The sequence below is a fragment of the Bradyrhizobium jicamae genome, assembly GCF_001440395.1.
GTDB classification, from domain to species: domain Bacteria; phylum Pseudomonadota; class Alphaproteobacteria; order Rhizobiales; family Xanthobacteraceae; genus Bradyrhizobium; species Bradyrhizobium jicamae.
The window spans coordinates 1-20,267 of record NZ_LLXZ01000071.1 but is presented as its reverse complement, the minus strand read 5'-3'; the positions used below and the strand labels follow the sequence as shown (position 1 = coordinate 20,267).

Sequence of the window (20,267 nt, the reverse complement as noted above, 5' to 3'; positions counted from 1 at the left end):
ACTGCAAGGCCCGCCGCCGCGACGTGAAAGCCGATGATCGAAGTGCTTCTCGAAATTGTTATCTTGGGCACCGGACAGTCGGTACTCCGGTTATTTGGCCGACAGGACCCGGGTGAATTCGAAATGATGCTTGCCGGGATTGCGTTTTGGGCGGCGGTCGGCCTCGCAAGCGTCGCCTTTGCAGATGTTTCGGTGATACCCTAGCGCGTCAGCGCGGGGATAAGACTCTGGAACAACTCCACGAGCCTCTGCCCGGTCATTCCGACGGCGGCGATGATGGCCAGGGCGATAAACCCGGCGATAAGGCTGTATTCGATTGCGGTGGCGCCGTTCTCGTCGCGCAGAAACTTTCCAAGCATTCCCATTCTCTCTCGAACTTTGATCAGAAACGGTGTGGCACGCCCAAGTTGCCATCAAGAAAACCAAAAGCGTAAAATTGCAGTATTTATTTGGTGCGAAGCCGGAGCCGACGGGTGACTTCAATAAGCGACGCTAATAGCGTTTGTGTTGTCCCGGCTGGGTGGTTCGGCCTCGCTTTCGGACACCAGAGCGCCCCATTACTTGCGTGATCCCCTCCACATACGCAACTGGCGCCGCCCTCCATTGTCACGCCAATGGAGGGACCAATGATGTATTTGCTCCACGGCCTGCTTATACTCGCGATGGCTTTCTTTCTCGTGCTCCCGATCACCGATTTCAGGACGGCCCGGATGAAATTGTCCGTGGTGAGCAGCCTCGGCGTATTGCTGGTGGCATCGGTTGTCGTGCCGCGCCTGATGCATTAACGAAGAATTGCCCGCCTCGACGCGTAACGACCGGCGCCTTTAGAGGACGGGCGGTTGGCTGACGCAAACGGGGGATCGGCATGATTATCGTAACCGGCAGCATTCTGGCGCGCGAGGACACGTTCGACGACGTGCTTCATTCCTGCATCGAGCATGTCGAGCGCTCCCGCAAGGAGCCCGGCTGCATTTCACATGACGTGCATGTCGACTGCCAGAACCCGATGCGGCTGTTCTTTTTCGAACGGTGGGAAGACGAAGCGGCGTTGCGCACGCATTTCGCCGTCGAAGGCTCGAAGGCGTTCGTGAAATCGCTCAAGGGCCGGATCGTCGAGACGTCGGGGACGAACATCTATCGCACCGAGGCGATACCGCGATAAGGCCGCTGCCGCGGGGCCTAGAGCAGGGGATTGTAGTACATCCGGTCTTCCGGCCAGAACCTGCTTCCGATCCAGCCCAGCGTCGCCGCCACCGCGAAGAAGATCAGCGCGGTCGGGATCAGTTCGTGGATACTGAAGGTCTCGGCAATGATCGGGCCGAACAGGTGCGCGGACAGTCCCGCGACACCAATGCCGACGCAGAACGGCAGCACTTGCACGGCCCAGATCACGATGGTGCGAAACAGCATCATGGGACGACGATAGCGCGGGTGACCGCATCGCCGATGTGACGGGTGGCACAGTCGCCTCCGGACGCTGGCGCTAACCTTTGCGCCTCCGCTTCACTCTGGGAGGCTCAAGATGCTGGCGTGGGTTCTGCTGGTCGCGAATATGCCGACCATCGTGTGTACGATTTGCTCCGCCTTCCTCGCTTACAAGGAAAAGCCGCAGTGGGGCTGGTTCGCGGGGTTGGCCGTGCTCGCCGGCATCGGTGGCCTGCTGACGCTCCGCGTCGTGCACGCGCAGCAGCTCGTGCTTTGTCACCGGTTATTACGAACCCATCGTCGACGGCTCGCGGACGGAGAACGAGGTCTACAAGGTGCCGGTCTATCGCCGGCCGTCCAACCTGTTATGGTGAGCGTGAAGACAGCAGGACCGGACACAGTCTGGCCCTCCCGCGCAAGATAGTATTTCCCGTCAGCTCAGACCTTGACGTCCACCAGCGGCGGCTCTTCAGCCTGCAGGTTGGCAAGGGCCGCTTCTATGGCGGCTGCCTTGGCGTGGTCGACGGCTTGCAGATCCTGATTGATCGTATGCGCCGGCGCCTTGGCGGTCTGATCGACGACGAGTTGTATTCTGGCCTGTGTCACTTCTGCCGGTACGGGATAAATGACCATGGGATAAACCCTCCTGGTCCAAATTTGTCAGGCCCGTGTTTACGTCTTGTAAAGAGGTTCGGTTAACGGGAGGGGGCTATGACGCAAGGCGGTAAATAGAGGCTTAACGCCTCCATCGTTTGCGTGCCCGAACGAGAGCTCTAATGCGTTTGCTCCAGCCGCTCGGCGTAAAGGCGAAATTCCTCGGCCATCTCAATCAGCTTCTTCGAGGCTTCTGGATCCTTCACGGCTTCGGCGAGCCGCCGGGCCCTGGTGGACTGCTCTCTGTAGTGGTCGGCTTGGGTCATCGCAGCACCTTTTTAGATGAGTGCGGATGGCGCCAAAAAGGTTCGACGGTCGGCATCGTGGGTAACGGTATCTTAAGAAGGCAATCGTGCCGGAAAATGCACCCCCTGTTCGTTCCAGAAGAACAAAAGGAGTCTTTTCTCGATAGGTGCCTGATTGCTTTGCTTCACCTTCGTCGCACTGCCGACGACTGAAAACACTTGCGCGAAGCCGAGCGCGTGCGGAAGTCGACGGCGCTGCAATTGTCGTCTCAAATTCACGGAGAAAACGCAGATAACCCTATTTGGTTAGCTTAAAACGCAAATCGCGTTGTGGGTACCCAGCGTTGCGATAGGCATGGCCTTGAGGAAAACAGGCCATGTTCCCTTCGTTTCACAACGCGGACAAGCCGACTCACCGGCGCGTCATGGCGGTCGGCCTGCTGTTGTGCCTCGTCTTCGTCGTCATCAGCTTTTCATTGCGGCCGCAAGCTGAAAGCGGTCAGGCGCTGCTCAAGGCCGACAGGCTGGTCCGCACCGCGGGTGAACCGCATAAGGCGAACTGATGCCCCCGATTTCCGGCATTCAACGGTCCGGAAAATTTTCGTCTGGCGACCTGTGATAGGTCGCGATGGCGATGAAGCCACCGTAACCGATCACGTTGATCAGAATTTCCATCCACACGGGCATGACGCACTTCTCCGCACGGGTAAACTCCACAGGAGGCAAAATAGTTCCCGCGCAATTCGATGGTCAGCCCTGCGCGATCGCATGGCTTGTGATGCCGAGCACAGCCGGTCTGCTCGAAGATGAAAAACCCCGCCTACATCTGCAGATGTCGACGGGGTCATTCGTGCTTTCACCTCTCGCAAGGTTGCTGCACTTGAGGGGAAAACATCGAGGCGTCGGCTTCGTTCCATCTCGGTTGCGGAACTCTCCTGCGGGTTCCGCGCGTCATATTCCATCGGCAATAACGCAACTGCGGCCGGTTCTGCTTCAACGCCAGAACGAGGGCCGACCGGATCCCTTCAGCGCTTTCGCCAGCGTCGTCTCGTAATACTCCTCGCGTGCGCGTTCGAACTTCTGCTGGGTTTCCCTGAAGCTCGCTACGCGTGCGGCGATTTCGGCGCGATCGCGCGCGAGTCTTTCTTCCTTCTCCGTCATCGCCCATCCGTCTTCTTGTTTGATTCGCGCCCCGCGTCATTGGCCCGCGCGAATGGGGCGCGAATTGGACGCATTGAGATCGCGCGGCCGATGGAAGCGAAGGCGGTGGATAAGGCGCAGCGCATTCTTGTCGCTCATGCGGGTTCCGGTTGCAAAGCCAGCCTGACAAAGCAGCACGACAGCGCGACGCATAAGGCGGCTTGATAGCCATGCACGTGTCGCTTCGTCGGGCAGGGCGCATCGATCTGGCAATCCGAACGGCCGTGCTATAGTTCGCACAGCCCAACAACTCGGAAACATCAGCGGTGATCGCCAAGGATTTGCGCAGCGGCGTCGAGCAGCTCGGTAACATGATTGCCGAAGCTAATTGTATTGTCCCCTTTACCGGTGCCGGCATTTCCACCGAATGCGGCATTCCGGATTTCCGCTCGCCCGGCGGCCTGTGGACTCGCAACCGGCCGATCCCGTTCGACGAATTCGTCGCCAGCGCCGACGCGCGGGCCGAGGCGTGGCGGCGGCGCTTTGCGATGGAAGAGACTTTTGCAGCGGCCCGGCCCGGCCGCGGACATCGCGCGCTGGCCTCGCTCTACAAGGCCGGCAAGACGCCCGCGATCATCACCCAGAATATTGATAATTTGCATCAGGCGTCCGGCTTCAGGGCCGACGACGTGATCGAGCTGCATGGCAATACCACCTATGCCCGCTGCATCGGCTGCGGGCATGCCTATGATCTTCCTTGGGTAAAGGCGCGTTTCGAAGAAAATGGCAGCGCGCCCGACTGCATCCGCTGCGATGAGCCGATCAAGACCGCGACGATTTCTTTCGGACAGGCGATGCCGGAAGACGAGATGCGACGCGCCACCGAACTGGCCCAGCAGTGCGATCTGTTTCTGGCGATCGGATCCTCGCTAGTTGTTTGGCCTGCCGCAGGTTTTCCTCTCATGGCCAGGAACTGCGGCGCCCGGCTCGTGATCATCAACAACGAGCCCACGGAACAGGATGATGTGGCCGATCTGGTGATCCGTCACGACATCGGAGAGACGCTCGGACCGTTTGTAGGCAATTGATCGCCAACTGATTCGTGATTGATTCGTGGCCGTTGCAAGTCTGTTTATAGTTCTCGCCCGAATTGTTTTTTAGCTATGCGCCGCAATCGGTAGTGTTATCTTTGATTCGAGAGATTCGCGCTGCGTTAGCATGATGGTCATGGTAGGGCGCGTGTTCCGGTCCGCTTCGGCGACAGCGGGCCGCTTTTTTGAGAAGTGTGAGGTCCGGGGTCATGGGGTCGGACGAATTTGGGTCCAAGAAGCTCGGGGGCCCGCCACCAGGCGGAACAGGGCAAAACAGGATTGGACCAGGTGAATACACAACCGGAGCGCAACGCGACCCGGCGGTGGATGCACTATCGGGGCTCGGCGATGCCGCAGCCAACCTTGTCGAAATATCGGGCGTCATCAAATGGTTCGACGCTTCGAAGGGGTACGGCTTCATCGTGCCCGACAATGGCTGGCCCGACGTGTTGCTGCACGTCACCGTGCTCAGGCGCGACGGCTACCAGACGGCGTACGAAGGTGCGCGGTTGGTGGTCGAATGTGTGCAGCGCGCCAAGGGCTATCAGGCGTTCCGAATCGTCTCGATGGACGAATCGACCGCCATCCATCCGGCGCAAATGCTACCGCCCCGGACCCATGTCAGCGTCACGCCGACCAGCGGGCTGGAGCGGGCGCAGGTCAAATGGTTCAATCGGCTGCGCGGGTTCGGCTTCCTGACCTGCGGCGAGGGCACGCCGGACATCTTTGTCCACATGGAAACGCTGCGCCGTTTCGGCATGACCGAGCTGCGGCCGGGCCAGTACGTGCTGGTGCGCTTCGGGCCCGGGTCCAAGGGCATGATGGCGGCCGAGATCCATCCCGAGACCGGACCGTCGGCGCTGTCCTCGCATTAGTCCACCGGCCTACTGACGGAAACGTGAGCCGGCCGCCGTGCACCTGCGCGGCGGCCTCTGGCGTTTGCCGCAATCCCTGGGGTAGGGTTCGCCGGCAATTCCCCCTCAAGATTTCCGCGTGAGTGCTTTGATGAATTTCGCTTCGATGATTGTGCGGCTTCGCATCGCGGGCCGCCTGATGGCGTCGCTGGCGCCGGCCGCCGCGGTGCTCATCACGCTCTGCGCCAATCCCGCCGCAAGGGCCGCCAGCATTCAGCCGCTCGAGATCGTCACCAAATCGGGCGTGCAGGTATTCTCGGTCGAGATGGCGACAACGGAGGAGGAAAAGACTCAGGGGCTGATGTACCGGAAGGAATTGCCTGATGGCAAAGGCATGCTGTTCGATTTCTCGCCGGAGCAGCAGATATCGATGTGGATGAAGAATACCTACATCCCGCTCGACATGATCTTCATTCGCGCCGACGGCCGCATCCTGCGGATCGCCGAAAATACCGAGCCGATGTCCACCAAGATCATTTCATCGGGCGGGCTCGCCAGGGGCGTGCTGGAAGTGATTGCCGGCACGGCCCAAAAATATGGAATTCAGCCCGGCGACCGGGTGGCGCATCCGCTGTTCAACAAGCGCTGAGCCCAGCCTTCCGTCGCCTTGCTGGCAGCGGTTTTAGCGTGTATCGACGCATTCCCAGGGGATCGGGGTATAGCGCAGCCTGGTAGCGCGGCAGTTTTGGGTACTGCAGGTCGTTGGTTCGAATCCAGCTGCCCCGACCAACAAAATCAATGACTTGCTGCGTCCTTTTCGATTGAGGCTTCCCATCGGGAGGGGCAGGGGAACATTTGTGGCGGGTAGGAAGACGATTATCCTGGCGCGGCAGGCCCTTCTGCTGGGGTTTGCGATTTGTTTTGTCGCCGTAGCGGGGTGCCGGACGGCTGCGGCCAATCCCGCGCAGATGATTTCTGATTTCCGGCTCAAGCACGGCGAGAAGCGCGTCACCCTGGATGCGACGCTCACACGCATCGCGCACGATCAGGCCCAGGCGATGGCCGCCAAGGATCAGCTCGATCACGATGTCCTTGGCCGGTTCACGACGCGTGTAAACCCTGCAGGCGCAGGCCGGGCCGCGGAGAACATTGCCTACGGCTACGACAGCTTTCCCAAAACCCTCGATCAGTGGATCAATTCGTCAGGGCACCGGAAAAACCTGCTGTTGCCCGGCGCGACGCGCGTCGGTGTTGCCAGCGTGAAGAGCGCGAAGACCGGCCGCATGTACTGGGCCATGGTGATCGCCGGCGACTATGAACGTCCCAAGGCGCCCAAGGGTTCACCCAAGGGTTCGCCGAAGAGTTCGCCAAAAGACTCGCCGAAGGAATCAAAGCAGGCAAATGTTGCGAAGTCGAAGTCACGCGCCGCCGAGAACTGCCGGCTGAAAATTCTCAGCCTCTGTTTCTAGGACCTTCACCGCCGTCAAATTTTGCGGCTTGCAATTTTGTTCCTGCTATGTTCTCATTGATCATCTGCGGAGGTGACCAATGGACGTCGAGAAGCAACGGGAAATCATCCGGCTCTGGAATCGGATGCGCCAGGTCGAGGGTCCGCTCGCGGAGGAAATCAGGATCCAGATCCTCGAATATTTCGCACAGCCGGATTCGCCGAGCGCGCGCATGAACGAGCGGCGCGAAATACTCAATCGTTTGCCTGTCAGGACCGCGCAACTCTATCGCATCGGCGATCGCAGCAACAACGCAACGCTCTGACGGCTTTCGCATTTCGGCGGGTTGATTCGCTGCCGGTCAAGATTGACGGAATCGATCCGCAGTGCAAGCTGCGTGCATGTTGTCGCGTGTGCGCAATCATTTTCGAGGTGCGAAGTTCGCCCGCATGAGCAGCGGGACGTATTGCATCATCCGCGATCTCGGGCTGGTCAAGGGCGGCAAGGGGATGCGGCACCATGAGGTGCTCGTCACCTTCAGCGTTCGCGCGCTCTGGCGCGCGATCGCACGGGCTTGCCGGCGCCTGATGACCGCGTCGAAGGAGCCGGAGGTTTTGGCTCGCCCTGTCGCGGACAACGTAGCCACAATGGCGCGGCCATCGGCGATCAGCGCTGCGCCGCCTGCCACGCCAGCAATTTGTGCTCCGCCAGCGACATCGCAACCGACGTCACATAGCCCGTTACCCCTAACAGGATGACACCGGCGAACAAGTCGGCCGAGCGGAACGCGCGGGCCGACAGCAGCACCCAGTGACCGAGGCCGTCGAGGCCGGCCAGGATTTCGCAGACCACCGAGAGGATCAGCGCCACCGTCAGGCTGAGGCGCATGCCGGCAAGGATGTCGGGGCTGGCGGAGGGCAGCGCGATCTTGAATATTACGGCTAGCCGCGACATCTGCAGCGAGCGCGCGACCTCGTAGAGCCGCGGTTCGACCGCGGCGAAGCCGTGGATGGTTGCGAGCATGATCGGCCAGATCGCGCCGAAGGAGATCACGAACAGCGCCATCGCCTGCGTCAGCCCGAGCATGGCGATCGCAACCGGAATGATCGCCGAGACCGGTAGCGGCCGCAAAAATTCCAGCGAGGGCGCGACATAGGTCCGCATCGTCCGCGACGATCCGATGATCGCGCCGATGGCGATGCCGGCGATGGAGGCGAGAAGCCAGCCATAGGCCATATGTTCGAGCGTACCGGCGAGCTTGCTCCAGAGATCGCCCGAGGAGAAGCCGCGCACCAGCGCTGCCCAGGCTCGATCAGGCCCGGGCAGGAATACCGGCGAGACCAGTTTCAGGTTGGCGATCAGTTGCCATAACCCGACGAAGCTGGCAGCGACCGCAAAGCTTGCCACCCGCCAGAGGATCGCTGCGCGGTTCATCGGTCGGCTCCGCTCAAAGCGGCGCGGCCGAACAGGCGGTTCTGGGCCACGACCAGAAGAACATTCAGCGCGTAGCCGATGGCACCGATCCACACCAGATAGGCCAGCATCAGGTCCGGGCGCAGCGCCTGCTGCGCCAGCATGATACCGGCGCCAAGCCCGAGCGGGTTGATCGCGATTTCGACCGTGACGGCGACGATCAGAGCGATGCCGGCCGACAGGCGGAAGGCAACGAAGATTCGCGGTAGCGCCGCCGGGATGATGATCTTCCATACCCGCTGCGCCGGCGGCAGCCGCAACGCGCGCGCCACTTCCATCAGCCGCGGCTCGATACTGCGCACGGCGGCGCGGGAGAGGATCAGGATCGGCCAGACGCAGGCAAAAGCCACGATGACGATTTCCATGCGGTAGCCGAAGCCGAGCGCGATCAGCGCAATCGGTAGCAGCGCAATCGAGGGAATGGGGCGGATCGCTTCGACGGTTACTTCCATCAGGCGGTTGAGCGTATCGGAGATTCCGAACGCAATGCCGAAGGCGAGACCGATGATCGTGCCGATCGCAAGCCCGGCGAACGCCGAAAACAGCGTGTCGCGCGTCGCTGCCAGGATGGAGAGATCGGCGAAGGCACCGAACAGCGCCACCACGATGTCGCTCGGCGGCGCAAGGCTGTCGCTCTGCAGATGCGTGGCGCGCGCCCAGAGCTCGAATGTTGCCAGCACGGCAAGCGGCAGCGCCAGCGCCTTGGCGGAGCCCGCCGTCATTGCTCGGTCGCCTTGATGAAATCGAACAACTGCCGACGCAGCCGCAAAAATTCCGGATGCTCGCGGGTCGATAGCTGGTCCCTCGGCCGCGGCAGGTTCACCGCCAGTTCGATGCCGATCCGTCCCGGATGCGGCAGCAAGCCAATGACGCGGTCGCCGAGATAGATGGCTTCGTCGAGATCGTGGGTCACGAAGATCACGGTGGCGCCGCTCGCCGCCATCAGCGACAGCACCTCGTCCTGCAATCCCTGCCGCGTCATGGCATCCAGTGCGCCGAACGGCTCGTCCATCAGCAGCGTCTTCGGCTCCTGCGCCAGGCAGCGGGCGATCTGCAGGCGCTGCTGCATTCCGCCGGACATCTCGGACGGATATTTGCCGGCATGGCCGGGCAGGCCGACGGTGCGCAATAATTCTTCGATGCGGGCAGGGCGTTCGGCCGACGGCATGCCGGCCGCTTCCAGTGCCAGCGAGACATTGCCGGCCGCGGTGCGCCATGGCAGCAGCGCCTTGCCGTAGTCCTGGAACACGATTGCGATCTCGCGGCGCGGCGCGCGCATCGGCTGGCCGTCGAAATTCACTCGTCCGCTCGTCGGCTGGTAGAGACCGGCGGCCAGACGCAGCGCCGTGGTCTTGCCGCAGCCGGAGGCGCCGACGATGCAGAGGAATTCGCCGGGCTGTACGCCGAGGCTCAGATTCTCGATGATGGTCTTGCCGCCAAGGACAAGCGTGGCCCCATCGAATGCGATCTGCGGCGCAGGCGTGCCGGGGACGGTGTCGAGGCGTTTTGCGGCGCTTGCCATGATGTCAGCTCTCGCTGCCTGAGGGATAGACGAAGTCCATGGTCGAGCGCAGATGCGCCGTCAGCATCGCCTGTGAACCCTGAACGTCGCGTGCGATGATCCGGTCGGCGAGCAATTGATGGGCGCGGACAAACTTCTTGCCACTGTCGAAGGAGCTCATCATCACGCGCCGGTAGCGATAAGCCTGATCGTAGAGATCGGAATGGGCCGCCAGCAGGCGTTTCGAACCGCAGGCCGCCAGCAGCGCAGTATGGAAGCCCTTGTGCAGCCGGTCGAAATCCTCGGCACCTTCGCGGAACTCGTCACCGGTCCGCTCGATATGGCGGCGCATCTGGTGCAGCGCGCTGACGATGCCGGCCTCCCAGGCATCGTCGCCATTGGTGATGGCGAGCCTGATGGCTTCGACCTCGATCGCGGTGCGCATCGTGGTGATGTCGAGCAGATCCTCGCGGCTGATATCGGCGACGCGAAAGCCGCGCTGCCCGATGCCGACGATCAGCCCGCGCGACATCAGCCGTGACAGGCCCTCCCGCAGCGGCGTGGCGCCGATCTCATAACGCTGCACGAGATCGACGATGCCGAGGCGGGCCCCCGGCGGCAGATGGCCGGAGAGGATATCCTGCTCGACCAGCGTGGCCGCGCGTTCGCTCAGCGTGGTGGCGTCTGTCACCGGTCGATTTGCCTGGCGGTCGGAGACCGGCATCGGAAAAATCCTACTTCAGGACCAGCTTTGAGGGGTCGAGTTTCGACTGCAGCATCTTCTGTGTCGACATCACCTCGATCCACCAGGCCAGTTGCTCGGGCTTGAGCGCCGGTTCGGACTGGTTCGGCGGCGTCGCCTTGACCAGCTCGATCGGCTGCTTGGTGAATTTTGCAATCGAGTTCGAAGCCTTTTCGCGGTCGCCGTTGACGATGACGGCGGATTCAGCGAGCGCTTCGCGGAATTTCTTGATCGCCGCGGCGTTCTTGTCCGCCCATTCGCGCGACGCCGCATAGAAGATGATCGGATCGGTGCGTGCCAGTTCGACGGCATAGCGTGCGCCGACCGAGCCCAGCCCGGCATTGGTCATGCGGGTCACGAACGGTTCGGCCGTCAGCACGGCATCGACACCGCCCGACTTGATGATGTCGGCCATGGTCGGAAAGGTGACCTCGACGAAATTGACGCCCTTGGGATCGACGCCCTTCTCGACCAGCCATTTCACGAACAGCACGTGCAGGAAGGCATTGAGACCGGGTGCGCCGACTTTCTTGCCGACGAAATCCTTCGGCTCCTTGATCGTGATGCCGTTGCGGACGAAGGCAGTGATGTTGCCGTTCGACACCGGATTCATCACGGTCGCGCCCGCAATGGCGACGAGATCGAGGCCACCATCGACGGCCTGCAGGAACACCGTCGAGGTCGGTCCGCCGATCTGGATCGAGTTCGACAGGATCGCCGCCGGGATGTTCGAGTTGATGCCGATCGGCGTCATCTCAACCTCGAGCCCGTGCTTTTTGAAAATGCCTTCGTCGATCGCCACCATGGCAGAGGCGCAGTCCGAGGTCGCCGTGCAGCCGACCTGAATCTTGGCTTGCGCCATGGCGGTGCCGGTCAGCGCCACGCTGAGCAGGAGGGCGGTAAGGACCTTTTTCACGGCGTTCTCCCTACAACACATTTTTCTGACTTGATTATCGATATTTTCTTTGATCATATATTTTTGAAGAAAACAAGGGGTGCATTCAGTGAAACTCGCGACATTCAAATCCGGCGGACAGGACAAGATCGGAATCGTGCATGGGGGCGATACGCGCATTTTCGATCTCGCGGCTGCAGCTAACAGGAGTGGAAGCGCCAATCCGGCGTTTGCCTCGATGCTCACATTGATCGACGCCGGAGACGCTGCGCTCGAACAGGCGGCCAAGACGTTCGAGAAGCACGGGCAGGACGAGAGCCTGTCGATTGCGGCAGCAACGGCGGGAGTCCTCGCGCCGGTCCCGGAGCCGCGGCAGATGCGCGACGGCATGTCGTTCCCGCTGCATATCCTCCAGGCCCCGCGCGGACAGCTCAAGCTCGCCGCGCGCGCCAGGAACGACATGGCGGAGCTGGCGCGGATCGAGGCCGAGCCGCTCGGTGAGTTGCCGGAGGTCTATCGCAAGCAGCCGATCTACTACATCACCAACCGCTTCAGCGTGCGCGGCACCAACACCACGGTGAAATGGCCACGCTACAGCCAGGTGATGGACTATGAACTGGAATTCGGCATCGTCACCAGGAACAAGGGTGCCAACATCTCTGCCGCCAAGGCCAAGAATCACATCTTCGGCTACACGATCTTCAACGACTTTTCCGCGCGCGACGCCCAGCGCATCGAAATGGAGGGGCGCCTGGGGCCGGCGAAAGGCAAGAGTTTCGACGGCGGCAACGTGATGGGGCCGTGGATCGTCACGCCTGATGAGATCGGCGATCCCTACAAACTGAAGATGGAAGCGCGCGTTAACGGCAAGATGCGCTCGCAAGGGGTCAGCGAGGGCATGCTGTTCTCGTTCGAGGAGATCATCGCCCATGTCAGCAAGGACGAGACCCTGATGCCCGGCGAGTTCATCGGCTCCGGCACCGTCGGCAATGGCTGCGGCCTCGAACTCGGCTGGTATCTCGAGCACGGCGATACGATTGAGCTCGAGGTCGAAAAGATCGGCACTTTGAAGAACCGGGTCGAGCGGCAATAGTCGCTTCCGGCGACGAAGCAAGAGAACATCAGACTGAAGGAAACGCCATGGCGCGCAAACTGATCGACATCTCCGTTCCCCTGCAAAACGACGTGCCGGCCGATCCGCCCGGCAATCACCCGACCATCCAGTATATCGATCACCAGCAGGGCCTGCCGCGCATGCTGCAGTTCTTCGATGGGCTGAAGGCGGAAGACCTGCCTGACGGGCAGGGCTGGGCGGTGGAGCAGGTATCGCTTTCCACCCATAACGGCACGCATCTGGATGCGCCCTGGCATTTCCATCCCACCATGAACCGCGGCGAGCGCGCATGGACCATCGACGAGGTGCCGCTGGAATGGTGTTTTCAGCCGGGCGTGAAACTCGACTTCCGCCATTTGGCTGACGGCTATGTCGTGACCGCCAAGGACGTCGAAGCCGAACTGAAGCGCATCGGCCATACGCTGTCGCCGCTGGAGATCGTGGTGGTGAACACCAGCGCCGGCGTCAAATACGGCCAGCAGGATTACGTCACCTCCGGCTGCGGCATGGGTTACGAGGCGACGATGTATCTTCTGGAGCGCGGCGTGCGGCTGACCGGCATCGACGGCTGGAGTTGGGACGCGCCGTTTGTCTACACCGCGAAGAAATATGCCGAGACCAAGGATGCCAGTCTGATCTGGGAAGGCCACAAGGCCGGCCGCCACATCGGCTATTGCCACATCGAAAAGCTGCACAATCTCGAGCAACTGCCCTCGACCGGCTTCATGGTGTCGTGCTTCCCGGTGAAGATCGAGCGCGCTTCCGCGGGTTGGACCCGGGCGGTTGCCATTCTCGACGGCTGAGGCTTTACGCAACAACAAACAAAAACCGGGAGAGAACGAATGACGGATTTGCGCGCGCCGCGCCTGCGGGGATGCTTCTGCTGTAGTCCATCAACTCAATCACTCCCGACGTCCAGCCGACGCGGCTTCCTGCTCGGCGCCGGTGCGCTGGCGCTGACTGCCGCCATCGGTGGTGGCGACCGCGCAACAGCGCAAACCGCCGAAACAAAACCGTTCCGGATTGACGTCCATCATCATCTGTCACCGCCGACCTATGTGACCGCGTCGAACGATGCAGGGTTCGGCGATCCGCTGATGAAGAACTGGACCATCGAGAAGTCGCTGGCTGACATGGACAAGGCCGGCATCGCCACGTCGATGCTCTCAGTCACCACGCCCGCGGTCAATTTCACCAAAGGCGACGCTGCACGAAAACTCTGCCGCGAGTCGAATGAATACGCCGCAAAGCTGGTTGCGGATTATCCCGGACGCTTCGGCAATTTCGCGATGCTGCCGCTGACCGACGCCGAAGGCAGCCTGCGCGAACTGACTTATGCGCTCGATACGCTCAAGGCCGACGGCATCGCCTTGATGACGAGCTATGGCGACAAGTGGCTTGGCGACCCGCTATTCCTGCCGGTCATGGAGGAGCTCAACCGGCGCAAGACGCTGGTCTACACCCATCCGACGGCGGCCAATTGCTGCGTGAACCTGGTGCCGACGCAGCCGCCCGTCATGATCGAGTTCGGCACCGACACGACGCGCACCATCGCCGACATCGTCTTTTCCGGCAATGCGCGGCGGTTTCCCGATATAAGCTGGATCTTCTCGCATGCGGGCGGGACGATGCCGTTCCTGATCGAACGCTTCGTGCGCCATCCGCTATTGGCGCCGAAGGCGAAGGAGACCGTGCCCGATGGCACGCTCGCAGAGCTCAAGCGCTTCTTCTACGACACCGCACAAACCTCCAACCGCAGTTCGATGTCGGCGCTCGCGGCCACCATACCGCCGTCGCAGATCGTGTTCGGGACGGATTTCCCGTACCGCACCGGCAGCGATCACGTGAAGGGATTGCGCGAGGCGGGCGTATTTACGGAAGAGCAGATCGTGGCGATCGAGCGCGGCAATGCGCTTAAGTTGATTCCGCGGCTTGCAGGTTAGGCCGGGTGCGGCCAGCGCTGACAAGACCGATTACTCAAAAGAAAAAGGCGTGCCGGCTGGCACGCCTGATTCTCACGTGATCGCGTCTGATCTGACGGCGATCGAGCTATGTCACCACCTGCAGACGCGCTGTCCGTAGGCATTCCACCAGCAGCGACGGCCAACAACGACCGGTGCGCCATAGAAGCCGTAACCTCGGCCATAATAACCTCGGCCGCCGCGATAGAAGCCACGGCCACCGCCGCGATAGAAGCCACGGCCACCGCCGCGGTAGCCTCGGCCACCACGCGCCTGCGCCGATGTCGTTGTCCCGCCCACCAGGATGGCAGAGGTGCTGGCGACATAGACGAACAACAGGGCCAGCGCTGCCAGGCAGCGGGTCAGAATATTATAGCGTTTAGCCATACATGGATCTCCCGGTCACTTCCGAACATCTGGACTTCGGCACTATCTCACTTAGACGCGTGAGAAAGCCCTCGGTTCAGATGCGCTAAGACAATATTTTCACTAAGGTTCTTTCGGGCTTTTGGGACTTTATTAAGAAGGGCAGGTAAGGTCAAGTTATGGGCGATCTGTCGCGGCTTCTTGCGCCGTTCATCTATCTGAATACTGGATGAACACTTGGATGGTGCATTGCAGAACCTAGAATTGGAAAAAATTCCGGCAAGGTCACGCCAACAACTTGATGTCGACACGATCTCCGTTTCTCAGCGCAAGATGATCCTCTCCTGACGAGTACCCATGCCCAAAAAACACACTTACGTCCTTGGCCTGAACACGTATGACCATGATGTCAGCGCCTGCCTGTTGCGCGACGGCGCCATTGCGTATGCGATCGCCAAGGAGCGGATCACCCGCGCCAAGCACGCCTCTGGCTTCTACAAAGAAGTGATCGACTATTGCCTCGAGGCCGAGGGCATCACGCTCGACGACATCGATCTCGTCGTGCGCAACTGTTACATCATGCCGGTCCCGGAAATGGAGGAACGGCTGGTCTATTTCGACGCGCCGGGCTTCCTGCCGGACTTCGAACGCGGCGACGCGGCCAAGCATCCGCTCTACTTGAAGCATTCGGACAAGGTGGTCACGATCTCCCACCATCTGGCGCACGCCTATAGTGCGTTCGCGGTGTCGCCGTTCGATGATGGCGTGGTGATGATCGTCGACGGTGTCGGCAGCTACCAGTCCGACGTCATGGAATCCTATCCGCCTGCCGACACGGCAACGCCATTGGCACGAGAGTCCGAGAGCTACTACAAGTTCAGTGGCAAGACGCTGGAATGCGTGAAGAAGGTATGGATGGAGCCGGAACGCGGCTTCCTCAGCGACGAGTTCTACAACATGTCCGGGCTCGGCGCGCTCTACAGCCGCGCCTCGACCTACATCTTCGGCGACTGGAATAAATGCGGCGAGCTGATGGGCCTGGCGCCCTATGGCCGCCGCGACCAGGTCAAGCATCTGCTCGAGATGAACGGCGACAAGCTGCAGGTGCCGCAGTGGACCGCCGACTTCAAACAGCCTTACGTGTTCGAACCCGGCAGCAGTTGGGAGAAGAGCCCCGCGATGCGGCACTGGGAGGATCTGGCCTGGCGCACGCAGGACGACACCGAAAACGTGCTGCTGGCCCGCGCGCGCTGGCTGCGTGAAACCACCGGCGCGAAAAATCTCTGCATGGCCGGTGGCGTCGCCCTGAATTGCGTGGCGAATGGCCGGGTGGCCCGCGAGGCCGGATTCGAGAATGTCTGGATCCAGCCCGCGGCCGGCGACGACGGCATCGCGATCGGCTGCGCCTATTACGGCTGGCTCGAGATCCTGAAGCAGCGCCGCGATTTCGTGATGGATCATTCCTATGTCGGCCGGCGCTACAGCGACCAGAACGTCGCCAAGGAACTGCAGAAATTTCTGGTGCGGATCCAGGCCGATGTGGTCAGGAGCGACAATGTCTGCCGCGACACCGCAAAACTGCTGGCCGACCAGAAGGTGATCGGCTGGTTTCAGGATCGCTCGGAATTCGGACCGCGCGCGCTCGGCAATCGCAGCCTGCTGGCCGATCCGCGCAAACCTGCGATGAAGGATATTCTCAACAGCCGCGTCAAGCACCGGCAGGCGTTCCGGCCGTTCGCGCCGATCGTGCTGGCCGAACGCATGAAGGAAATCTTCGAAGGCGAGGAGGACTCGCCGTTCATGCTGATCGCCAAGCCGGTGCGCCCGGAATGGCGCGACAAGATTCCGGCTATCGTGCATGTCGACGGCACGGCGCGCGTCCAGACCGTGCGCGAACAAACCAATCCGATGCTCTATCGCCTGCTGAAGGAGTTCGAGGCGTTGACCGGCGTTCCCGTGCTGATCAACACCTCGTTCAACATCAAGGGCGAGCCGATCGTGGAAACGCCGCAGGATGCCGTGAACTGCTTCCTGACCACCGGCGTCGATCATCTGGTGATCCACGACACCATCGTTTCGAAGAACAGGATGCACAAGGTGGTGGCGCCGGTACTCAACGTCTACGCCGACGTGCGTACGCTGGTGGCGTCGACGGCGCAGCCGGCTTGACGCCGGCTGCCGTGCTTCAACTGGAAGCCGCCGGGGTGGCTTTCGGCGCCGGCGGCTTGAGCGGCTTGTCCTGCCGCTTCGACCAGGAAATATAGTAGGCGACGACGGTCATGATCGCGATGCCGGTCACGCTGACGAGGATCTGTACAAGCAGCGATCCCGAGCTCAGCGACAGCTGGAAATGCCCGACAAAGGACAGGAACACGCCGACGCAGAACACCGCGAGCGACTGCTGGCCGCAAACCACCAGCGGATCGAAAATCTTCCACTCCAGGCCCGGCCAATCCTTCGGCACGAAGCGGATTGTCAGGATCACTATCGCCACGAAGTGCAGGAAGCGGTAGGGCGCGAGGTTGGTCTTGTCGTTCGGGTTGAACATCGAATACAGCCAGTGCGGGAACATCTCGCCGAACGCCGGGAACCGGCCGGCCATGGTCATGATCAACGCCCAGATCATGTAGGCGATGCACAGATACAGCGTGATCGGCGAGTTGATGATGGCCATATTATTGCGGGCGCCGCCGAGCGCGCACCAAGCGCCGAACACGAACAGCACCTGCCAGGCAAACGGGTTGAAGTACCAGGTGCCGACCGGATAGGCGGGCAGGTTCCAGCCGGTCTGCCGCGACACCAGCCACAGCACGATCGCCGCCAGCATGGTCAAATTGGGCTGGCGCAGCATGAACCACAATATCGGCGGGAACAGGCCCATCAGCACGATATAGAGCGGCAGCACGTCGAGATTGACCGGCTTGAATTTCAGGAACAGGCCCTGCCGCAGCGTTTCGGTGGCATTGTCGATCAGGCCGGCGACGTTGAAGTCGTTGACCAGTTGGGAATCGCCAAAGCGCAAGGCGAGATAACTGATCGAGGCGATGTAGATCACGAACAGGATGATGTGCGCGACATAGAGCTGCCAGACGCGCTTGGTCAGCCGCGTGGCGCCGACGATGAAGCCGCGTTCCAGCATCATCCGGGCATAGACGAACGAGGCCGTATAGCCGGAAATGAAGACGAAGAGGTCGGCAGCGTCGCTGAACCCGTAATTGCGGGTGGTGATCCAGTTCACGACATTGTCTGGAATGTGGTCCAGATAGATCGCCCAGTTTGCGACCCCGCGAAACAGGTCGAGCCGGAGGTCGCGTCCTTTTTCTGGCAGGGTGGCGTTGATTTTCATGGGTGCCGCTTTGAGCTGCTGCTTTCGGGAAGATCGCGCCGCAAGACCGGGGCCCGGCCGCCCGATGTCCCTAGATTGTCACAGTACGGCATAATGACTATACCGATACGGAAATGGTACATCCGGGTGTCTGGAATCACCGGTCAAGTTTTCTGATAGGTGTCTCTATACTATCCGAGCTGTTTCCACCAACCGCTACCGTGTCGCATATCGCCTGAGGACTCAACCATCCATGACCGCACGCATTTTCAAGCCCGCCAAAAACGCGATGCAATCGGGCAGGGGCAAGACCCGGGAATGGCAGCTCGACTACGAGCCCGAGCAGCCCCGTGCGATCGAACCCCTGATGGGCTGGACCTCGTCGGTAGACATGAAGCAGCAGCTCACCCTGCACTTCGACACCAAGGAAGACGCGATCGCCTATTGCGAGCGCAAGGGCATTGCCTACCAGGTGATCGAGCCCAAGGATTCGGTGCGCCGGGCGGCCGCTTACGCCGATAATTTTGCCTTCAAGCGCGTCGAGCCCTGGACCCACTAGGAGCAGCCTGACCGACGCGCTTCGATTGCGACGCTGATGCTTATGGCTATTGCGCCGGGCCGGATGCCGAGGGAACGCGGGGCAACGGCAGCGGCGCATCCTTGGCGACGCCGAGCACCGGAAAGGTCCTGATGTGGCGGACCTCGGGCATGCCAGAAAATTGCAGAAGCTGCTGGTGCATGCCCTCGACGTTCCGCGCCACGCATTTGAGCAGATAGTCGGCATCGCCCGAAATCCGCCAGCTCTGCTGCACCAGCGGTATGGCCGCGATCGATTTTTCGAACGCCTGCAACGTCGCCTGAGCCTGACTCTGCAACTGGATCAATACGTAGGAAATGACCTCGTATCCCAGCAGTTTTTCGTCCAGCGTAGCTCTGATGGCGCTGACATAGCCGCGCTCGCGCAAGGATCGAACCCGTCGCCGGCACGGCGGTTCGGAGAGGCCGACCCGCTCAGCCAGCTCGTTGTTACGGATGCGGCCATCCTTCTGCAGCTCGGCCAGTATCCTGAGGTCGATTTCGTCGAGGGCGTGATGTTCCGTCATGGGCATCTCAGCGACGCTCCAGCCCACCAAGCGGGGAGGGCGTGCGCGGGCTTGCCCGATCCGGCGCTCCGGCCGGGGCGACGCTCGACAGCACCAGCTTCTCGTGGGCAGCGACGATGGCCTCCTTGGTGAGCCGTCCGCCCGGCCGGTACCAGGTGGTGAGGCCGGTCAGCAACGCCAGGATCGCAAAGGTCGCCACCTGGATGTCGACCACCTCGAATTCGCCTTCCGCCACGCCCTCGGCAAGGATGGCGGCGAGCCGCTGCTCGTAGGCGCCGCGCAGCGCCACGATCTCCTCGTAGTTCTTCGGCTCCAGGCTGCGCAGCTCGGAATTGGCGATGAACACCTCGCGCTTCTTGGTCATGTGGTAGGTGACGTGGAAGGCTGTGAAGGCGCGGAGCTTGTCGGACGGCTGCTGCTTGCCCTGCAGCGCGCGATCGAGCTGACGCAGCAGTTCGTTGATGTGATCCCGCACCAGATCGAACAGCAATTCCTGTTTGGTGCTGATATGGTTGTAGAGCGAGCCTGACTGGATCCCGACCTCGGCCGCGAGCTGGCGCAGGCTCATCGCGGCGTAGCCGTGCTCGAAGATCAGGCGCAGCCCGGCTTTGCGGATCGCCTCCATCGTCTTGGGGCCGTGTGAGCCGATCGTCCGCGCCATTGGGCCTCTGGAAAGGGAAGGCGGCCGCCGTCGTGAAACGAGCGGATGATCGTATAATTCTGACATGAAATGATAGTAAATTCAATAGCCTGAGTGCGTGCCTTGGCCTTTTTGCGGTTCCGCTTGCAGGGATAGTAAAAAAACGTATGATCGTTTAACTGCAAGAACATTGCGGAGGGAATGATGGCCTCGAACCGGTCGCTGCTGCTCAATTTCGACCTCGGCGAGACCGCGGATGCGATCCGCGAGACGGTGTTCTCGTTTTCGCA

The 20,267-nt window shown here is 61.3% G+C and carries 29 protein-coding genes, 1 tRNA gene and 1 pseudogene; 17 read left to right on the top strand and 14 right to left on the bottom strand.

The features are described 5' to 3' along the window. Positions 1-33: 33 nt before the first annotated feature. On the top strand, positions 34-204 hold the full coding sequence (locus tag CQ12_RS43630; protein ID WP_157088144.1) for a hypothetical protein: 171 nt from the start codon (positions 34-36) through the stop codon (positions 202-204). Here CQ12_RS43630 and CQ12_RS42115 read toward each other — a convergent pair. After that, complete coding sequence (locus tag CQ12_RS42115) at positions 201-359, bottom strand: Flp family type IVb pilin (protein ID WP_083519237.1); 159 nt, start codon at positions 357-359, stop codon at positions 201-203. The two genes, CQ12_RS43630 and CQ12_RS42115, sit on opposite strands and share 4 nt — an antisense overlap. A 267-nt stretch (positions 360-626) precedes the next feature. On the opposite strand from CQ12_RS42115, the gene CQ12_RS43625 reads away from it, so the two are divergent. Both CQ12_RS43625 and CQ12_RS11465 read left to right on the top strand, forming a co-directional pair. Continuing rightward, positions 627-785: a hypothetical protein gene (locus CQ12_RS43625; RefSeq protein ID WP_157088142.1), complete on the top strand. Its 159-nt coding sequence runs from the start codon at positions 627-629 to the stop codon at positions 783-785. Between the two features lie 80 nt (positions 786-865). Further along, complete coding sequence (locus CQ12_RS11465) at positions 866-1,162, top strand: putative quinol monooxygenase (protein WP_057835414.1); 297 nt, start codon at positions 866-868, stop codon at positions 1,160-1,162. A 17-nt stretch (positions 1,163-1,179) separates the two neighbouring features. Here the strand turns inward: CQ12_RS11465 and CQ12_RS11460 are convergent, their stop codons facing one another. Next, a complete protein-coding gene (locus CQ12_RS11460; RefSeq protein WP_057835413.1) occupies positions 1,180-1,413 on the bottom strand; it encodes a hypothetical protein in 234 nt (77 codons plus the stop codon). Positions 1,414-1,697: 284 nt separating this feature from the next. Between CQ12_RS11460 and CQ12_RS47650 the strand changes: the two are divergent. Beyond that, a pseudogene (locus CQ12_RS47650) lies at positions 1,698-1,790 on the top strand (MltA domain-containing protein); the annotation flags it as partial. Between the two features lie 73 nt (positions 1,791-1,863). On the opposite strand, the gene CQ12_RS11450 reads toward CQ12_RS47650, so the two are convergent. Further along, positions 1,864-2,058: a hypothetical protein gene (locus tag CQ12_RS11450; protein WP_057835411.1), complete on the bottom strand. Its 195-nt coding sequence runs from the start codon at positions 2,056-2,058 to the stop codon at positions 1,864-1,866. A gap of 143 nt (positions 2,059-2,201) precedes the next feature. Here CQ12_RS11450 and CQ12_RS43620 point away from each other — a divergent pair, with 143 nt between their 5' ends. Both CQ12_RS43620 and CQ12_RS11445 read left to right on the top strand, forming a co-directional pair. After that, on the top strand, positions 2,202-2,537 hold the full coding sequence (locus CQ12_RS43620) for a hypothetical protein (protein WP_157088141.1): 336 nt from the start codon (positions 2,202-2,204) through the stop codon (positions 2,535-2,537). A gap of 164 nt (positions 2,538-2,701) precedes the next feature. Continuing rightward, on the top strand, positions 2,702-2,887 hold the full coding sequence (locus CQ12_RS11445; protein WP_057835410.1) for a hypothetical protein: 186 nt from the start codon (positions 2,702-2,704) through the stop codon (positions 2,885-2,887). Positions 2,888-3,317: 430 nt separating this feature from the next. Here CQ12_RS11445 and CQ12_RS44985 read toward each other — a convergent pair whose 3' ends face one another. After that, entirely contained in the window at positions 3,318-3,485 is a 168-nt protein-coding gene (locus tag CQ12_RS44985) for a hypothetical protein (protein WP_198164125.1), read from the bottom strand. A 305-nt stretch (positions 3,486-3,790) separates the two neighbouring features. On the opposite strand from CQ12_RS44985, the gene CQ12_RS11440 reads away from it, so the two are divergent. The 6 genes from CQ12_RS11440 to CQ12_RS11415 all read left to right on the top strand — a co-directional run bounded on the left by CQ12_RS11440 (position 3,791) and on the right by CQ12_RS11415 (position 7,182). Further along, the gene (locus CQ12_RS11440; RefSeq protein WP_057835409.1) at positions 3,791-4,552 is read left to right on the top strand and encodes an SIR2 family NAD-dependent protein deacylase; all 762 of its coding nucleotides are present in this window, start codon (positions 3,791-3,793) and stop codon (positions 4,550-4,552) included. A 212-nt stretch (positions 4,553-4,764) separates the two neighbouring features. Then, entirely contained in the window at positions 4,765-5,430 is a 666-nt protein-coding gene (locus tag CQ12_RS11435; protein WP_057835408.1) for a cold-shock protein, read from the top strand. 130 nt (positions 5,431-5,560) lie between these two features. Further along, the gene (locus CQ12_RS11430) at positions 5,561-6,058 is read left to right on the top strand and encodes a DUF192 domain-containing protein (protein ID WP_430642201.1); all 498 of its coding nucleotides are present in this window, start codon (positions 5,561-5,563) and stop codon (positions 6,056-6,058) included. A 63-nt stretch (positions 6,059-6,121) separates the two neighbouring features. Then, positions 6,122-6,198 (top strand) — tRNA-Pro (locus CQ12_RS11425). Between the two features lie 110 nt (positions 6,199-6,308). Continuing rightward, positions 6,309-6,878: a CAP domain-containing protein gene (locus CQ12_RS11420; RefSeq protein ID WP_057835511.1), complete on the top strand. Its 570-nt coding sequence runs from the start codon at positions 6,309-6,311 to the stop codon at positions 6,876-6,878. 79 nt (positions 6,879-6,957) lie between these two features. Next, entirely contained in the window at positions 6,958-7,182 is a 225-nt protein-coding gene (locus CQ12_RS11415) for a hypothetical protein (protein ID WP_057835407.1), read from the top strand. 341 nt (positions 7,183-7,523) lie between these two features. Here the strand turns inward: CQ12_RS11415 and CQ12_RS11405 are convergent, their stop codons facing one another. The 5 genes from CQ12_RS11405 to CQ12_RS11385 are packed head-to-tail and all read right to left on the bottom strand — an operon-like array spanning position 7,524 to position 11,435. Then, the gene (locus CQ12_RS11405; protein ID WP_057835405.1) at positions 7,524-8,291 is read right to left on the bottom strand and encodes an ABC transporter permease; all 768 of its coding nucleotides are present in this window, start codon (positions 8,289-8,291) and stop codon (positions 7,524-7,526) included. Then, positions 8,288-9,052 carry an ABC transporter permease gene (locus CQ12_RS11400; RefSeq protein ID WP_057835404.1) on the bottom strand — a complete coding sequence of 255 codons (765 nt, stop codon included), beginning with the start codon at positions 9,050-9,052 and terminating at the stop codon, positions 8,288-8,290. Before CQ12_RS11400 ends, CQ12_RS11405 begins: the two co-directional genes overlap by 4 nt. Next, complete coding sequence (locus tag CQ12_RS11395) at positions 9,049-9,852, bottom strand: ABC transporter ATP-binding protein (protein ID WP_057835403.1); 804 nt, start codon at positions 9,850-9,852, stop codon at positions 9,049-9,051. Before CQ12_RS11395 ends, CQ12_RS11400 begins: the two co-directional genes overlap by 4 nt. A 4-nt stretch (positions 9,853-9,856) precedes the next feature. After that, the gene (locus CQ12_RS11390) at positions 9,857-10,555 is read right to left on the bottom strand and encodes a GntR family transcriptional regulator (RefSeq protein WP_057835402.1); all 699 of its coding nucleotides are present in this window, start codon (positions 10,553-10,555) and stop codon (positions 9,857-9,859) included. Between the two features lie 10 nt (positions 10,556-10,565). Then, complete coding sequence (locus CQ12_RS11385; RefSeq protein ID WP_347337422.1) at positions 10,566-11,435, bottom strand: ABC transporter substrate-binding protein; 870 nt, start codon at positions 11,433-11,435, stop codon at positions 10,566-10,568. Between the two features lie 142 nt (positions 11,436-11,577). Here CQ12_RS11385 and CQ12_RS11380 point away from each other — a divergent pair, with 142 nt between their 5' ends. The 3 genes from CQ12_RS11380 to CQ12_RS11370 are packed head-to-tail and all read left to right on the top strand — an operon-like array spanning position 11,578 to position 14,525. Then, entirely contained in the window at positions 11,578-12,561 is a 984-nt protein-coding gene (locus CQ12_RS11380; protein ID WP_057835401.1) for a fumarylacetoacetate hydrolase family protein, read from the top strand. 47 nt (positions 12,562-12,608) lie between these two features. Further along, a complete protein-coding gene (locus tag CQ12_RS11375; RefSeq protein ID WP_057835400.1) occupies positions 12,609-13,385 on the top strand; it encodes a cyclase family protein in 777 nt (258 codons plus the stop codon). Between the two features lie 39 nt (positions 13,386-13,424). Continuing rightward, positions 13,425-14,525, top strand: a complete 1,101-nt coding sequence (locus CQ12_RS11370; protein ID WP_057835399.1) for an amidohydrolase family protein — start codon at positions 13,425-13,427, stop codon at positions 14,523-14,525. A gap of 111 nt (positions 14,526-14,636) precedes the next feature. Here the strand turns inward: CQ12_RS11370 and CQ12_RS11365 are convergent, their stop codons facing one another. Continuing rightward, positions 14,637-14,930 (bottom strand): hypothetical protein, encoded by a 294-nt coding sequence (locus CQ12_RS11365; RefSeq protein ID WP_057835398.1) that lies wholly within the window; start codon positions 14,928-14,930, stop codon positions 14,637-14,639. Positions 14,931-15,266: 336 nt separating this feature from the next. Here CQ12_RS11365 and CQ12_RS11360 point away from each other — a divergent pair, with 336 nt between their 5' ends. Continuing rightward, a complete protein-coding gene (locus tag CQ12_RS11360; RefSeq protein WP_057835397.1) occupies positions 15,267-17,078 on the top strand; it encodes a carbamoyltransferase family protein in 1,812 nt (603 codons plus the stop codon). A 16-nt stretch (positions 17,079-17,094) separates the two neighbouring features. On the opposite strand, the gene CQ12_RS11355 is transcribed toward CQ12_RS11360, so the two are convergent. Then, a complete protein-coding gene (locus tag CQ12_RS11355; RefSeq protein WP_057835396.1) occupies positions 17,095-18,255 on the bottom strand; it encodes an OpgC domain-containing protein in 1,161 nt (386 codons plus the stop codon). Between the two features lie 232 nt (positions 18,256-18,487). On the opposite strand from CQ12_RS11355, the gene CQ12_RS11350 reads away from it, so the two are divergent. Then, positions 18,488-18,793, top strand: a complete 306-nt coding sequence (locus tag CQ12_RS11350) for an ETC complex I subunit (RefSeq protein WP_057835395.1) — start codon at positions 18,488-18,490, stop codon at positions 18,791-18,793. A gap of 46 nt (positions 18,794-18,839) precedes the next feature. On the opposite strand, the gene CQ12_RS11345 is transcribed toward CQ12_RS11350, so the two are convergent. The 3 genes from CQ12_RS11345 to CQ12_RS45660 all read right to left on the bottom strand — a co-directional run. Beyond that, complete coding sequence (locus CQ12_RS11345) at positions 18,840-19,337, bottom strand: Lrp/AsnC family transcriptional regulator (RefSeq protein ID WP_057835509.1); 498 nt, start codon at positions 19,335-19,337, stop codon at positions 18,840-18,842. Between the two features lie 7 nt (positions 19,338-19,344). Next, positions 19,345-19,998 (bottom strand): TetR/AcrR family transcriptional regulator, encoded by a 654-nt coding sequence (locus tag CQ12_RS11340; RefSeq protein ID WP_057835394.1) that lies wholly within the window; start codon positions 19,996-19,998, stop codon positions 19,345-19,347. An 81-nt stretch (positions 19,999-20,079) separates the two neighbouring features. After that, a partial coding sequence (locus CQ12_RS45660) for a hypothetical protein (RefSeq protein ID WP_210180590.1) occupies positions 20,080-20,267 on the bottom strand: 188 nt, incomplete at its 5' end.

Coding starts and splice junctions, on each gene's coding strand:
- CQ12_RS11415 (WP_057835407.1), top strand. CDS start 6,958: ATGGACGTCGAGAAGCAACGGGAAATCATCCGGCTCTGGAATCGGATG.
- CQ12_RS11365 (WP_057835398.1), bottom strand. CDS start 14,930: ATGGCTAAACGCTATAATATTCTGACCCGCTGCCTGGCAGCGCTGGCC.
- CQ12_RS43620 (WP_157088141.1), top strand. CDS start 2,202: ATGCGTTTGCTCCAGCCGCTCGGCGTAAAGGCGAAATTCCTCGGCCAT.
- CQ12_RS11465 (WP_057835414.1), top strand. CDS start 866: ATGATTATCGTAACCGGCAGCATTCTGGCGCGCGAGGACACGTTCGAC.
- CQ12_RS11340 (WP_057835394.1), bottom strand. CDS start 19,998: ATGGCGCGGACGATCGGCTCACACGGCCCCAAGACGATGGAGGCGATC.
- CQ12_RS11385 (WP_347337422.1), bottom strand. CDS start 11,435: ATGGCGCAAGCCAAGATTCAGGTCGGCTGCACGGCGACCTCGGACTGC.
- CQ12_RS11390 (WP_057835402.1), bottom strand. CDS start 10,555: ATGCCGGTCTCCGACCGCCAGGCAAATCGACCGGTGACAGACGCCACC.
- CQ12_RS11345 (WP_057835509.1), bottom strand. CDS start 19,337: ATGACGGAACATCACGCCCTCGACGAAATCGACCTCAGGATACTGGCC.
- CQ12_RS43625 (WP_157088142.1), top strand. CDS start 627: ATGATGTATTTGCTCCACGGCCTGCTTATACTCGCGATGGCTTTCTTT.
- CQ12_RS11460 (WP_057835413.1), bottom strand. CDS start 1,413: ATGATGCTGTTTCGCACCATCGTGATCTGGGCCGTGCAAGTGCTGCCG.
- CQ12_RS11375 (WP_057835400.1), top strand. CDS start 12,609: ATGGCGCGCAAACTGATCGACATCTCCGTTCCCCTGCAAAACGACGTG.
- CQ12_RS11360 (WP_057835397.1), top strand. CDS start 15,267: ATGCCCAAAAAACACACTTACGTCCTTGGCCTGAACACGTATGACCAT.
- CQ12_RS11355 (WP_057835396.1), bottom strand. CDS start 18,255: ATGAAAATCAACGCCACCCTGCCAGAAAAAGGACGCGACCTCCGGCTC.
- CQ12_RS11350 (WP_057835395.1), top strand. CDS start 18,488: ATGACCGCACGCATTTTCAAGCCCGCCAAAAACGCGATGCAATCGGGC.
- CQ12_RS11395 (WP_057835403.1), bottom strand. CDS start 9,852: ATGGCAAGCGCCGCAAAACGCCTCGACACCGTCCCCGGCACGCCTGCG.
- CQ12_RS43630 (WP_157088144.1), top strand. CDS start 34: ATGATCGAAGTGCTTCTCGAAATTGTTATCTTGGGCACCGGACAGTCG.
- CQ12_RS11405 (WP_057835405.1), bottom strand. CDS start 8,291: ATGAACCGCGCAGCGATCCTCTGGCGGGTGGCAAGCTTTGCGGTCGCT.
- CQ12_RS11450 (WP_057835411.1), bottom strand. CDS start 2,058: ATGGTCATTTATCCCGTACCGGCAGAAGTGACACAGGCCAGAATACAA.
- CQ12_RS11400 (WP_057835404.1), bottom strand. CDS start 9,052: ATGACGGCGGGCTCCGCCAAGGCGCTGGCGCTGCCGCTTGCCGTGCTG.
- CQ12_RS11435 (WP_057835408.1), top strand. CDS start 4,765: ATGGGGTCGGACGAATTTGGGTCCAAGAAGCTCGGGGGCCCGCCACCA.
- CQ12_RS44985 (WP_198164125.1), bottom strand. CDS start 3,485: ATGACGGAGAAGGAAGAAAGACTCGCGCGCGATCGCGCCGAAATCGCC.
- CQ12_RS42115 (WP_083519237.1), bottom strand. CDS start 359: ATGCTTGGAAAGTTTCTGCGCGACGAGAACGGCGCCACCGCAATCGAA.
- CQ12_RS11445 (WP_057835410.1), top strand. CDS start 2,702: ATGTTCCCTTCGTTTCACAACGCGGACAAGCCGACTCACCGGCGCGTC.
- CQ12_RS11370 (WP_057835399.1), top strand. CDS start 13,425: ATGACGGATTTGCGCGCGCCGCGCCTGCGGGGATGCTTCTGCTGTAGT.
- CQ12_RS11430 (WP_430642201.1), top strand. CDS start 5,561: ATGAATTTCGCTTCGATGATTGTGCGGCTTCGCATCGCGGGCCGCCTG.